Origin of the sequence: Sorangium sp. So ce176 (assembly GCF_051519835.1) — a bacterium.
Taxonomy (GTDB): domain Bacteria; phylum Myxococcota_A; class Polyangia; order Polyangiales; family Polyangiaceae; genus Sorangium; species Sorangium cellulosum_G.
Genome location: NZ_CP150371.1, coordinates 8,963,187 through 8,976,003, shown reverse-complemented (window position 1 = coordinate 8,976,003; position 12,817 = coordinate 8,963,187). Strand labels below are relative to the sequence as shown.

The 12,817-nt window shown below is 70.9% G+C and carries 9 protein-coding genes; 6 read left to right on the top strand and 3 right to left on the bottom strand.

Going from position 1 to position 12,817, the window contains the following annotated elements:
- Positions 1–494 precede the first annotated feature (494 nt).
- From WMF42_RS33925 to WMF42_RS33915, 3 genes are all read right to left on the bottom strand, one after another.
- The gene (locus tag WMF42_RS33925) at positions 495–2,372 is read right to left on the bottom strand and encodes a hypothetical protein (RefSeq protein ID WP_434042746.1); all 1,878 of its coding nucleotides are present in this window, start codon (positions 2,370–2,372) and stop codon (positions 495–497) included.
- Positions 2,372–3,247: a hypothetical protein gene (locus tag WMF42_RS33920; protein WP_437687074.1), complete on the bottom strand. Its 876-nt coding sequence runs from the start codon at positions 3,245–3,247 to the stop codon at positions 2,372–2,374. The genes WMF42_RS33925 and WMF42_RS33920 overlap by 1 nt, the downstream gene beginning before the upstream one ends.
- A gap of 253 nt (positions 3,248–3,500) precedes the next feature.
- On the bottom strand, positions 3,501–4,745 hold the full coding sequence (locus WMF42_RS33915) for a cytochrome P450 (RefSeq protein WP_437687072.1): 1,245 nt from the start codon (positions 4,743–4,745) through the stop codon (positions 3,501–3,503).
- A 1,238-nt stretch (positions 4,746–5,983) separates the two neighbouring features.
- Between WMF42_RS33915 and WMF42_RS33910 the strand changes: the two genes are divergently transcribed.
- The 6 genes from WMF42_RS33910 (at position 5,984) to WMF42_RS33885 (ending at position 12,472) form a co-directional block, all read left to right on the top strand.
- On the top strand, positions 5,984–7,732 hold the full coding sequence (locus tag WMF42_RS33910; RefSeq protein WP_437687070.1) for a hypothetical protein: 1,749 nt from the start codon (positions 5,984–5,986) through the stop codon (positions 7,730–7,732).
- Between the two features lie 194 nt (positions 7,733–7,926).
- Complete coding sequence (locus WMF42_RS33905; protein WP_437687068.1) at positions 7,927–8,886, top strand: DUF4202 family protein; 960 nt, start codon at positions 7,927–7,929, stop codon at positions 8,884–8,886.
- Between the two features lie 17 nt (positions 8,887–8,903).
- A complete protein-coding gene (locus WMF42_RS33900; RefSeq protein ID WP_437687066.1) occupies positions 8,904–10,010 on the top strand; it encodes a CgeB family protein in 1,107 nt (368 codons plus the stop codon).
- Positions 10,011–10,026: 16 nt separating this feature from the next.
- A complete protein-coding gene (locus WMF42_RS33895) occupies positions 10,027–10,755 on the top strand; it encodes a sugar phosphate nucleotidyltransferase (protein WP_437687064.1) in 729 nt (242 codons plus the stop codon).
- 11 nt (positions 10,756–10,766) lie between these two features.
- Positions 10,767–11,588 carry a TIGR04290 family methyltransferase gene (locus WMF42_RS33890; RefSeq protein ID WP_437687062.1) on the top strand — a complete coding sequence of 274 codons (822 nt, stop codon included), beginning with the start codon at positions 10,767–10,769 and terminating at the stop codon, positions 11,586–11,588.
- Entirely contained in the window at positions 11,585–12,472 is an 888-nt protein-coding gene (locus tag WMF42_RS33885; RefSeq protein ID WP_437687060.1) for a glycosyl hydrolase, read from the top strand. Before WMF42_RS33890 ends, WMF42_RS33885 begins: the two co-directional genes overlap by 4 nt.
- Positions 12,473–12,817 lie beyond the last annotated feature (345 nt).

Sequence of the window (12,817 nt, the reverse complement as noted above, 5' to 3'; positions counted from 1 at the left end):
AGCGCGAGGAAGTGGCGCTTCCGGCGGGGCGTGGATCGCCGGCATGGCGAGCCGCGTTTGCTGAGCGAGGCTGCACACGACCCCCTGATCGCCGCTGGCGCGGCCGGGCGGGCGCAGGCGGCCGGGGCGTCCGTCGAAGCCGCGGCGTCGGGTGGCCACGAGCGGCATGGCCAGCGTCTGCCCCTGGCTCCGCCGTAGCTGCGCACGGCGCGCATGGCTCGCGCGGCGCTCGGCAGGCGAGCGCGCCGAGCCGGCGCGTATCCTCGCGCGGCTGACGGAGGAGCGCCCTGGTCCACGCTGACGTGCGGGCCCGCGACGAACGCCCGGCAGGTTCAGTACTGAAGCTCCAAGACGTATTGGGCTCGAGATCAACCACGTCCCCGGCAAGGGCAACCTGTCCGAGGGCGTCAATCTTCCGTTGCCCGCGCGCGTCCCAGGGGGTGTGCCCGAGCAAGAGTGAGAGGGCCCGCAGCCTCGCCGCGGTCACGCGGCGGCTACTTCGGATCGAGAAAGTCACACGCGGTGAGGTTGCGCCCGTCGGTCCAGCGGAAGCTGTCCATCCATCCGTCGAGCACGCCGCGCGCGTAGGGATCGCCATAGGCCTGGACGAACACGATCGACCCGGTACCAGCGCAGATCGGGACGAGCACGAGCCGGAGCTCCACCGGCGTGCCGGCGACCCGCCACGTTCGCGCGACGCCCGCGCCGAGCGCCGTCGTCATCGGGCCGCCGCCGAGCGCCTCGACGCGCATGGAGAGCGCGGCGATATCGCGGACGAACGACTCCTGCACCTCGCCGAACGTCTTCTCGTTCTCGGCGTCGCTGGTGATGCGCGTGGACACCGACATGCCGCCGCGCACGAGCGTGCCGGGCCGCTCGACAACGAAGTCGACGTCGCCGCCCACATGGCCAAGCATGCCCGGCGGCACGCGGCCGACGACATCGAGCCAGTCGTTGCGGTACACGTCGCCTTCGATGCGGCCCGGCTCAGGCTCGGGGAGGCGGACGCGCGGCGGGATCAGGAGATCGGTGAGCGGCGTGGGCTTCGGCTCCGGCCCGGCGAGCGTGAAGAGCTGCGACGCGAGCGCAGCCCCGGCGCCCTCGGGAAAGCCGCGCACGAACGCGACGAGCTTGCCCTGCCGGCGGACGGCGATGCTGGCGGCGATCGTGTAGTCGCCCTGCTCGAGCCCGAGCGCGTTCTTCTGCCAGCAGGCCGCGCTCTGGCCGAGCGTCGTCTCGAGCTCCTCCGCGTCCTTCTCGGTGTCCCACCCGCTGATCCACGCCGTCGCGAGGCGCCGCTCCGGCCCGGCGAACACGCCGAAGCGATCGCCCGCCCAGCCCGCGGCCGCGCGCTCGGCGATCTCCGCGTCGACGCAGCGCTCGAGGAGGATGCGCGTGTCGAGCTCGCCGAGCGTGTCGGCGGCGGACAGCGCGTAGCCCGGCGGCGGCCGCGGATCGGCGAACGGTCGCGGGGGCTCGCCCGCGAGGTACTTTTCGGGGTGCAACACCTGCTCGGTGCTGCGCGGGAAGCGCGTGTACATCCTGTCGACGAGCGGGAAGCCGCCCGCGCGATACACGTCGGTGACCAGCAGCATCCCGCTGCGGTAGGGGAACTCGAGGCGCTTTCTCGTCAGGTCGAGCGCCTTGTCGAGCTTGGTGTCCGCCTCGCCGCGCGTGACGCTCGCGAGCGGGACGCGCTTCGTCACCTCCACGATCCGCCGCAGCGTGCGCCCCACCGGCGCGCCGGCCTCGGCGCCGAGCCACGCGCCCATGGCCACCATCGCGTCGCCCTCGATGAGCGCGAGCTGCGCGATCGCCTCGTCCGCGCTCCTCGCCTCGGGCGGGCGCGGAAAGACCTGCGCCTGGAGCGCGTGCTGCACCTCGTGCGCGAGCACCGCCTGTTGCTCGAGCAGCTCGTCCTCGGACGCGAGGGCCACGTCGGGGATGAATACCTTGTCCGTCTTGCGGCTGTAGAAGCCGACGACCTGCTCTTTCAGCACCTCGTCGACGGTGGAGAGCCCGCCGCGCTCTCCGGGCTGCGGGAGGAAGTTGAAGCCGAGCAGAAACGCGGCCTCGGCGCTGAGCGCCCCCTCGGGCGAAGGCTCCGCGTCGCGGCCGGCGAACAGGCGCTCCACGAAGCGCTCATGGTCGAGCCGCTCGACGACGACCGGCCTCCTCGGCGACAGCTGCCGCGCTGTGCTCACCGCGCGCACGACCTCCTCGATGGCGCGATCGCCGAGCGTGAACCTCTCGTGCGGCGCCGGCGCAGCGGGCTGTTCGGCGCTGCGCGGAGGGCCGGCGGGCGCCGCGCCGGGGCCGCAGCCCGCGCCGAGCGAGAGCGCGAGGAGCCCGTGAAGCCGGCGCGGACGCATCAGAACTCGCCCAGCCAGTAGCGCGGCTTGACCTGCGCTGTCTTGGCAGGCGGCTTCCCATCGCGCTGCTCGAGCGTGACCGACGTGCCCGAGGTCGCGAGCAGCACGATGCCGCCGACGAGCGTCACGCCGCCGCCGATGAGCGTGACGAGGCCCGGGGTCGAGACCCCACCGTCGTCGGGGATCTCGTTGCCCGCGTCGTCGTACTCGTACGATGGGCTCGTGGAGTCCAGGAGAAGGAAGGTGCCTCCCAGGACCGCAGCGGTGGTACCCAGGATAGTCAACCAGAACCCCGCTGTGTGGCGCCCGTAGCTGCCGGGCGCGACGTGGAGCGTGACGTCGCCCGTCATCTGCGAGACCGTGAACGGGTCCGGCGGCGGCATATCCTCCGGCGAGAGCGAGAACCGGCGCCCGTCGCTGCCGTCGATCACCTTGTCGCACGGCGAGGCGCAGACGGGCCGGAACTGCTTGACGGCAAAGCCGTAGCCGCCGTAAGCGCCGACCGTCGTGGAGTGTTCCTCGATCACCCGCACGGGCTTCGGGCTCTCGACATGCAGCCTCACCACGCCGGGCGCGCCGAGCGTCGGTGCCGGGGCCGGGAGCGGCTGCGGCGGCGGTGCGGCGCCGTAGCCCGGCCCCGCGGACCCCGGCTGCGTGGCGCTCTTCGGCGCGAACTTCCCGCGCTCCACGTCCGACACCTGGGCCCACGGGATGACGCGCACCTCCTTGTCGCCCAGCTCGATGATCTTCACGCTCGTCCCAGGCTCGGACGAGACGACGGTGCCCCGGATCGTACCGCCGCTCTTGAGCGTGACTTCGTCCTGTCCGTCATCGGCGCGGGCGCTCGCACCGAGCGAGAGCGAAACAACGGTCAACGCGGCGACGATTGAAAGACGGTGGCGCATGAGGGCTCCTGTGGCGAAGATCGCACAATCTCACCGAAGCCGCGTTCGATCGTCAAGCGCGAAGCCGCTCCATGACGCGCGCGCGACGCGGAGCGCGCTCCTTCGTGATAAGCCCCGTCGAGGAAGACCACGTGCAGATGCGGATTGAGCCGCACGTCGCCGGACGTGCGTTGCACGACGGTCACCGCGCCGCTCTTGACCCGCGCCGCAGCGGGTGACCGCCTCAGAAACCCCAGAGCATGTGCAGGTGCTCGTAGCCACGGAAACCGATGATCCGGGCTCGCTCCAGCGGATGATCCGGGTCGAGGCGCAGGTTCGGAAGGCGCGCGAGCAGCCGCTCCAGCGCGACGCGGGCCTCCAGCCGCGCGAGCGGCGCGCCGAGGCAGAAATGGGCGCCCCGGCCGAAGGTGAAATGCCGATCGGCGTTCGGCCGGCAGGGGTTGAAGGTCGTCGGCTCGCTGAACACGCTCTCCTCGTGGTTGGCCGAGCAGATGGCCAGCTGGAGCGTCGCGCGCGCCGGCACCTTCACGCCGCCCAGCTCGACCTCCGTCATTGTCTGTCGCCCGAGCCAGAGGAGCGGCGAGTCGAGCCGCAGCGTCTCCTCGATGACGTGGCCGAGCCGCGCCGGGTCCTCGCGCACGGCGGCGACGTGCGCCGGGTGCTCCAGGAGCAGCGCCAGCGCGTTGCCGATCAGGTAGAGCGTCGTCTCGTGCCCGGCCAGGATCAGCTGCATGGGCACGGCGATCAGCTCCTCCTCGCTGAGCTGCGCCTCGCCGTCTTCATGCGCCCGGATCAGCGCCGAGAGCAGATCGTCGCCCGGGCTCCGCCGGCGCTCCGCGATCACCTCGGCGAAGTAACGCTGGAACGCGCGCAGCCCCTTCGCCGCCTCCACCAGCTGCGGGACGGGCTCCGCGTTCCAGATCAGCTTGAGCCAGCCGTCGGACCAGCGCTTGAGCAGATCGATGTCGGCGCGCGGCATCCCGAGCATGTCGCCGATCACGAGCGCCGTGAACGGGAACGCGAACCGCGGGATCAGATCCGCCCGGCCCTCGGCGGCGAACCCGTCGATCAGCGCGTCGGCGAGCGCCCGCATCTGCGGCTCCATCGCGGCGACGCGCTGCGGGGAGAAGCCCTTGTTGATGAGGCCGCGCAGCCGCGTGTGGTCGGGCGGATCGGTCGTGAGCAGCGTCGGCAGCCGCGCTTCGGGGTCCCCGAGCACGGCGACGACCTCGGGCGCCAGCGGGGTCCTGGGGCTCATCAGGGATTTCGAGGAGAAGCGCTCCGTGTCGCGCAGCACCGTCATCACGTCCTCCGCGCGCGTGACGAACCAGCTGTTCGCCGGCGCGTTGAAGAAGACGGGGGCGCCGCGGCGGGCCTCTGCATAGAACGGATAGGGATCGGCCGGGTGCCCGGGGTCGAAGAGGCTGTGGGCGCCGAGGGCGGCGCGCAGGTCGTCAGGGGTTGTCATGCTAAGTGTCTCCTGCTCCGGCGAGATCGCGCGAGCGAGGCGCGAGCGCCCGGCGCCGGGAGGGAGCCCCGGCCGCGGACGCCTGTCGATGTTATGCCGCGTGGGCCCGGACACCTATACTTTCCCGCCGGCCGGCCAGCTCCTCCTCGCGGCGGGCCGGCCCCTCCCGGACCCGAGCGCTGCATGCCGCCTTCGCCTGAGGTGCACGCCCTCGAGGAGGTGGGCATCGAGCGCGGTCGCGGTAGTCGTTGACCCGTTCATGAATCAACGAATTCGTCCCATAAGGCCCGTATGCTGCGGAGGACCTTCTTGCGGTTCTTGGCAAGACACATCCACCGGGGTAGCGTGGCCAGGTAGTCGCGGTCGGCCCAATGCAACCGCAGGCGCTCGCGCAGGGGACTGGCGATGTAGCTCTCCAGGAATGCGAGGTGGTGGCTGTTCGTCGCGTAGAGGGTGTGGCCGCAGCACGCGGCCCGAAGCCAATACCGATACCCGCCCGGGTCTTGCTCGATGTGTCCGCATCGCGAGCAACTCAGCACCTCCTGGGGTGGCTCATGGCGGCGCGTCAACTCGGCACGTTCGCGGCAGCTCGGACAAACGACGAGGATGATCGTAACCAAGCCCGGAGTGATGGGGATTGGGCCACGATCGTATTCTTCCCGAAACCGTCGTTTCATTGGTGCCTCTGCCCACCGAACTATCAGTCGATTGGTCAACCGAAGCCGCCGGACCAGGTCTGTCTAGCTCGTCGCCTTTTCTGACCTCCCCCTCACGGAAAGTCTCACGGATTGGCTCTGCGCCACAAGGCCCAAATGCTGTCGAGCGTCATAGCGTAGATTCGTCTAACTCCGGCGGCAGTCGCCGCCTTTCCGGGGGCGGGGGCGGGTGGACGGGGTGCGGAGGACGCGCTGCCGGAGGGTCCGCCGCCGAAATCAAGGTCGCAGTGCGCGTTCCCGGCGAGGAACACGCTTCCGTCTCCGTCCACCGCGATGCCAGCAAGCCCGTCGTTGGATGCCGAGGCCGATCCATGATGGAGAGGAGCCCGCCCGAGGGGCGCCGGCGGTACGGCGCATCCCGGCTTGGCATCGCCTCGATCCCGCCCCACGCAGCGCGAGCAGCCCGGGAGACCGAGCACCACGCCGGTGCGCGGGCCGCGCTGCGAACACCGCTCCTTGCGGCTCGGGCGAGCTCATGGGAGGCAGCCCGGCGCATGCGAGCCGATCCTCGCGCACACCCCCATGACCGACAGCTCCGGATACCGCATGTACGTCTTCCGCAACGGCCGCCGCGACGTCCCGGGCCAGCGGCTCATCGACGAGCTCGCCGACGACGTCCGGGCGCTCGCCGACCCCGCCGGCGCCGACCTCCGCCGCGCCGTCGCGCTCCGCGCCTTGATCCGCGCCGGCGAGCTCGAATCCATCCTCGCCGACGCCGGCGCGGAGGGCGCCTCGCTCCTGGCCCAGCTCACCGACGATCTCGCCGCGCTGCTGGTCGGCGTCGGCGTCGGCGGCGACGGCGCGGGCACGATCCCGGACGGCCAGACGTCTGGCCACGGACGGCCAGACGTCTGGCCACGGACGGCCAGACGTCTGGCCACGGCGGAGGCGCTCACGGCGCTCGCGGCGATCGAGGTGCCGGCGACCGTTCCGACCTCGCCGCCCGAGGGGTTCTCGTTCTATGCGCTGCACCCGCTCGATTTCGCCCGGCTCGCCGAGCGGCTCGCGTCCTCTCGGGCGCCGGTCCGGGTCGTCGGCGTCCGCAGCATCGGCACCACCCTGAGCGCGGTGACAGCCGCGGCGCTCCGCCGCCGGGGGATCCGGGCCGATCGCATCACCGTGCGCCCGACCGGCCACCCTTACGATCGCCGGGTCGAGCTTGCCGCCTCGCAGCGCCGCTGGGTCGAGGACGGCATCGCCGAGGGCGCGCAGTTCTGGGTGACGGACGAGGGGCCAGGCTTCAGCGGCTCCTCGTTCCTCTCCACCGGCGACGCGCTGACCGGCGCCGGCGTCCCCCGCGGGAGCATCGTATTCCTCGCCTCCCGCGCCCCGGACCCCGATGCGCTCGTCGCGCCGGACGGCGCGCGCCGCTGGCGGTCTTTCCGCGCGGAGCACGTCGCGGGCGTGACGCACGTCCCGGGCGACCCGGGCGAGTTCATCGGTGGCGGGCAGTGGCGCCATCGCCTCTATGAGGACGAGTCGCGCTGGCCGGCCTCCTGGACGCTCATGGAGCGCTTCAAATGCCTTTCCCGTGACGGCAATCGAATTCTCAAGTTCGAGGGCATGGGTCGCTACGGGGCCGAGTGCCTGGAGCGGGCTCACGGCGTCTTCCAGGCCGGCTTCGGGCCGGCGCCGCGCGACGAGGGCCAGGGCTTTGCCTCCTATCCCTGGATCCAGGGCCGGCCGCTCCAGGCCGACGACCTCTCCGCCGCCGTCCTGGAGCGCCTCGCCGAGTACTGCGCCTTCCGCGCCTCGGCCTTCGCCCTCCCGAACGCTCCGGTCGAGGAGCTCATTGCGATGGCACGCACCAATTTCTCAACCGAGATGGGGAAAGAGCTCCCCGGTGAGCTGCGCCTGGAGATCGCGCGTCCCGTGCTCGTCGATGGCAGGATGGATCCTCACGAGTGGCTGAGGTCCTCCTCTGGCGAGCTCTTCAAGGTGGACGCGTCAGGGCACGGCGACGATCACTTCCTCCCCGGCCCCACGGACATCGCCTGGGATCTCGCCGCGGCCATGATCGAGTGGCGGATGGCGCCCGACGCCCGGCGCGCGTTCCTCGATCGCTATCGGCGTCGCTCCGGCGATGATCCCGAGCGGCGCCTGCCGCCGTATCTGCTGGCCTACGCGCTCCTGCGCCTCGGTCACGCCGCGATGGCCGCTGTATCGCTCCAGGAGGAGGGGGAGGTGCGGCGCCTCGTCGCGGCGCGACAGCGCTACCGCGCGGCGGTCGAGGCCCTCGGCCCCGAGAGGCTGTCGGGCGTCTTCGGGTAGCGCCGCGAGCGCGCTACGGCCACGACGTCTGTTGATCATTTCTTTCCCTACCCTCCTGTACGGGATTTCCGCGATGGTGGATCGAGCGCCGCGGAGATAGGTTCACGACGCTGTACCCCTGTTCGTCCGCGGCAGCCAACCTCGCGGAAGCTGTTGGAGCTCCACGCCCGTAGCTGACCGAAGAACGCACGCTCATGCTCAAGCGCTTGATCCTCGTTGCCGGCTCCAGTTCGAGCAGCGATGACCCGTCGGTCCGCCGGACACCGCTGCTGTCTCCCTCCGGGAAGGCGGAGCTCTCTAGGGAGTTCCCCGGGGTGGAGATCGACGCGCCCTGTCCCCCCGGGGACGAGCCCCGCGCCTCGGTCGACGCCCGCGCGTGGCGCTCCTCGGCGCTCGATCTCTGGGCGCTCGACACCCACCTGCACGCGCTCGACGCCCGCGGCCTCTTCGGTCTCCGGATCGAGGGGCTCGAGCCGGAAGGCGCCGCCCGGACGGCCTACGAGGTGCTCACCCGCTGCCAGCGCTTCATCCGCCGGAGGAATCTCGCCTCCGCGAGCGCTGTCTTCGCCCGGGTCCTCGGGCGGCACCGGGGGCTTTACGATCTCGACAGGCCGCTTGTCCGCGCCGACTACGATCATGCGATCGACGTCTGGCAATGGATGCTCCGCCTCGATGCGCGCGCCAGCGCCGCGGCCCAGGCGGCGGCGCTCTTCCACGACGTCGAGCGGCTGGTCTCCGAGGCGGACGTCCGGATCGAGCACCGCGCCCCGGATTACCAGGCCTTCAAGGACGAGCACGCGCGGCGCGGCGCGGCCCTCGCGCGCTCCGCGCTCGCCGACGTCGGGCTCCCGCCCGAGGTCCTCGACCGCGTTGGCGTGCTGGTGAGCGCGCACGAGCGGCCGGGGGACGACGCCGAGCTCGCCTTGCTCAACGACGCCGACGCGCTCTCGTTCTTCTCCCTGAACAGCGGCGGCTTCCTCGATTACTACGGACCCGAGCACACGCGCGCCAAGGTGGCGTACACGCTCCGCCGCCTCCGCCCGGCGGCGAGGGCGCTCTTGCCCCGGATCCGGTGCCGCCCCGAGGTGGAGGCGATGATCCTCGGCGAGCCGAGGAGGACGGTGGCGCCCGCTCCGGCGGAGACGCAGGCATAGAGGAGGTCCGGCTCGTCATGCGGCTCGTCATCTTCGGTCTGACGATCAGCTCGTCCTGGGGCAATGGCCACGCCACGCTGTGGCGCGGCGTCATCTCCGCCCTCGGGCGGGCCGGGCACCGCGTCACCTTCTTCGAGCGCGACGTCCCGTATTACGCCGCGCACCGCGATCTTCTCTCGCTCTCTCACGGCAACGAGCTCCGGCTCTACGCCTCGTTCGAGGACGTCCTGCCCGACGCCCGGCGCGCTGTCGCGGAGGCCGACGCGGCGATGGTGACCTCGTACTGCCCCGACGGCGGCCCCGCGACAGAGGTGGTCCTCGGGTCGCGCGCGCTCAAGGTCTTCTACGATCTCGACACGCCGGTGACGCTGGACCGGATCGACGCCGGCCAGTCGGTCGGTTACATCGGCCCGCGCGGCCTCGTCGATTTCGATTGCGTGCTCAGCTACACAGGCGGCGAGGCGCTCGCGCAGCTCCAGGCGAAGCTCGGCGCGCGGCGGGTGTTCCCGCTGTACGGCAGCGCGGATCCGGAGGTGCACCGCCCGGTCGCGCCGCGGGAGGAGCTCCGCGGGGATCTCTCGTACCTGGGCACGTACGCCGCCGACAGGCAGGAGGCGCTCTCCGCGCTGTTCCTCGAGGCGGCCAGGAGGCTGCCGGACAGGCGGTTCGTCATCGGGGGCTCGCTCTATCCCGAGAGCTTCCCGTGGGCGCCGAACATCCATTACATGCGGCACGTGGCGCCGCCGGATCATCCGGCGTTCTATTGCTCCTCGCCGCTGACGCTCAACGTGACCCGGGGCGCGATGGCGGCGATGGGATACTGCCCTTCGGGGCGCCTCTTCGAGGCGGCCGCGTGCGGCACGCCGATCCTCAGCGACGGCTGGGAGGGGCTCGATCGGTTCTTCACGCCGGGGAAGGAGATCCTCGTCGCGAGGACGACGGACGAGGCGGTCGCGGCGCTCTCGCTGCCGGCGGGCGAGGTCGCGGCCATCGCGCGCGCGGCGCGGGAGCGGGTGCTCGCGGAGCACAGCGCGGCGCGGCGCGCGGAGGAGCTCGTGGCGATCCTCGAGTCGGTCGGCTCGGTCGGCTCGGTCGACTCGCTCGACAGGGCTCCGGCTCGATGAAGGAAGGGAGAGGGCGATGTGGGGAGTGATTCCGGCGGCGGGCCTCGGGAGCAGGATCCAGCCGCTCGCGTTCTCGAAGGAGCTGCTCCCTGTCGGTACGCGCAGGGACGGCGACGTGGAGCGGCCGCGCGCTGTCAGCGAGTACCTCATCGACCGGATGATCCTCGCCGGGGCGGACAAGATCTGCATGGTGATCTCGCCCGGCAAGTCGGATATCGTCGAGTACTACGGCGCGAGCGTGGGGCCGGCGGACATCTGTTATGTGGTGCAGCCGGTCGCCGCCGGGCTCTGTGACGCCATCTTCCGGTCGCTGCCCTGGATCCAGCCGGAGGAGGAGGTCGTCGTGGGGCTCCCGGACACTGTCTGGTTCCCGGAGCACGGCCTGCGCGCGCTCGACGGCGGGGGCCTGTCGTTCCTGCTCTTTCCGGTCGAGCACCCCGAGCTCTTCGACGCTGTCGTCACCGACGAGCGGGGCAGGGTGCTCGAGATCCAGGTCAAGCAGCGGGACGCGCTGTCGCGGTGGGTCTGGGGCGCCTTCAAGCTGACGGGGGCGGTGATGCGGGAGCTCCACGACCTCTGGTGCGAGCGCGGGCAGCAGGACCCGTACATCGGGACGCTGGTGAACGAGTACATCGCGCGCGGCGGCAGCGCGCGGGCGGTGCGGGCTGGCGAGGCGTATGTCGACGTCGGGACGCTGCACGGCTACCGCGAGGCCATGCAGCTCCTCAGCGGCGTTGTCGTGTGAACGGAGGAGCGATGGAGCGGAGCGTGCGGAACGTCGATGGCGTTGATACAACGGCGAAGCTGACCCGCGAGCAGATCCAGGAGCGCGTGCGCGGGCTCGGGCAGTGGTTCCACAACCTCGATCTCGGCGGCGTGAAGACGGCGCCGGACCATTTCCTGGGCGATTACCCGGCGTTCAAGTGGAAGAGCTTCGCCCACGCCATCCCGGCGGACCTCACGGGCAAGACGGTCCTCGACATCGGCTGCAACGCGGGCTTCTACTCGCTCGAGATGAAGCGGCGCGGCGCGGCGCGGGTCCTCGGGATCGACAGCGACGAGGACTACCTGGCGCAGGCGCGCTTCGCGGCGGAGGTCTCCGGGGCGGACATCGAGTTCCAGAACCTCTCCGTGTACGACGTCGGCAGCCTGGGAGAGCGCTTCGACATCGTGCTCTTCATGGGCGTCCTGTACCACCTCCGCCACCCGCTCCTGGCGCTGGATCTGCTGCACGAGCACGTTGTCGGGCACACGCTGGTCTTCCAGAGCATGCAGCGCGGGAGCGCCGAGGTGACGCCGCTCCAGGAGGACTATCCGTTCTCCGAGAAGCGGATGTTCGACGAGGCGGGCTTTCCCCGGCTGCACTTCGTGGAGCAGAGCTACTCGCACGACCCGACCAACTGGTGGGTGCCCAACCGCGCTTGCGCGGAGGCGATGCTGCGGAGCGCGGGCTTCGAGATCGTGAACCACCCCGAGCCCGAGGTCTACATCTGCCGCCGCCGCGAGAAGGCTGACGGCGTGCCCGGCGCGGCGTACCCGGCCCGGCGAGGCCTCACGACGAAGGGAGAGCAGGGATGATCGAAGCGGTGATGCTCTGGAACGAGCCCAACAACAAGTCGCACTGGGATTTCGAGATCGATCCCGAGTGGACGACGTTCGGGTCGATGGTGAAGCTCGCCGCGGACGCGATCCGGAGCGAGCGCCCCGGGGTGCCGCGGGTGCTGGGCGGCATCTCGCCGATCGATCCAGCGTTCGTGGCCAACATGGGCCGCCAGGGCGTGCTCGACAACGTCGAGGTGGTCGCGGTGCACGGCTTCCCTCTCGACTGGAACCACTGGCAGATCCACGAGTGGCCGAGCAAGCTCGACGAGATCCGCGCGGTGACGGACAGGCCGATCTGGATCACCGAGATCGGCGTCTCCACGTTCGGCGCCGAGGAGGTGCAGGAGTTCGGCCTGAGGCGGAGCGCCGAGCTGCTGCGCGGCAAGGTCGATCGGGTCCACTGGTACAGCCTCTACGATCTGCCGCGCGCGTGGCCGGCGACGACGCGGCATCGCGAGGCCGAGGGGTCTTCCTATTACAGGCACTTCTACATGGGGTTGCTGCGCGAGGACGGCACGCCGAAGCGCGCGCTGCGGCTCTTCCCGGAGTGCACGCCCGATTTCGGTCTGTGCCAGTGGTTTCACTTCGAGGATCACCGGCTCGACGACGCGGTGGAGTGGCTGAAGAAGCTCGGGGTGCGCCATCTCCGCACCGGCCTGAGCTGGGCCGACAGCTTCCGCCCCGGCGCGGAGGCCTGGTTCGACAGGCAGATGAGGGCGCTCGAGCCGTTCGACGTGACGCTGACCTACTGTTTCACCCCGGAGCACGCCGGCGTCCGGCCGCACCACACGAGCCCCCCGCAGCGCATCGAGGAGTTCGCGGAGTTCTGCGCCCGGATGACGCGGCGGTATGTCGGGTAGGCTGCAGCAGCTTTGCTATCGGATGAACACATCGGGTCTGACCCGATACGCCGAAGCGCCCACGGCATAGCCGCCATGTCGCTTGCAGACATTTTGCCAAGCGTCGAGGCCCCGTCCCGGATGGATGAGCTCCGATCACGCCAGTTCATGGCGCAGGAGCGGGTCGAGGCGAGGACGGCCTGAGCCTTGTAGGTGGCCAATCCTATCCTGTCTGGTCGCCGGACCAGGCGTTCGCCGCTGCTCATCCGGGCGCGCCCGCGTCATCTGTCCGCGCTTCATCCGCACCTCTGGCGCGCTGCGGCGTCGTTTGGTAGGGTGGAGATCGCTGAGCGCTGCTTCCGGATG

Excerpts from the sequence above, each read along its gene's own strand:
- WMF42_RS33925 (WP_434042746.1), bottom strand. The coding sequence starts at position 2,372 with ATGCGTCCGCGCCGGCTTCACGGGCTCCTCGCGCTCTCGCTCGGCGCG.
- WMF42_RS33915 (WP_437687072.1), bottom strand. The coding sequence starts at position 4,745 with ATGACAACCCCTGACGACCTGCGCGCCGCCCTCGGCGCCCACAGCCTC.
- WMF42_RS33910 (WP_437687070.1), top strand. The coding sequence starts at position 5,984 with ATGACCGACAGCTCCGGATACCGCATGTACGTCTTCCGCAACGGCCGC.
- WMF42_RS33905 (WP_437687068.1), top strand. The coding sequence starts at position 7,927 with ATGCTCAAGCGCTTGATCCTCGTTGCCGGCTCCAGTTCGAGCAGCGAT.
- WMF42_RS33900 (WP_437687066.1), top strand. The coding sequence starts at position 8,904 with ATGCGGCTCGTCATCTTCGGTCTGACGATCAGCTCGTCCTGGGGCAAT.
- WMF42_RS33895 (WP_437687064.1), top strand. The coding sequence starts at position 10,027 with ATGTGGGGAGTGATTCCGGCGGCGGGCCTCGGGAGCAGGATCCAGCCG.
- WMF42_RS33890 (WP_437687062.1), top strand. The coding sequence starts at position 10,767 with ATGGAGCGGAGCGTGCGGAACGTCGATGGCGTTGATACAACGGCGAAG.
- WMF42_RS33885 (WP_437687060.1), top strand. The coding sequence starts at position 11,585 with ATGATCGAAGCGGTGATGCTCTGGAACGAGCCCAACAACAAGTCGCAC.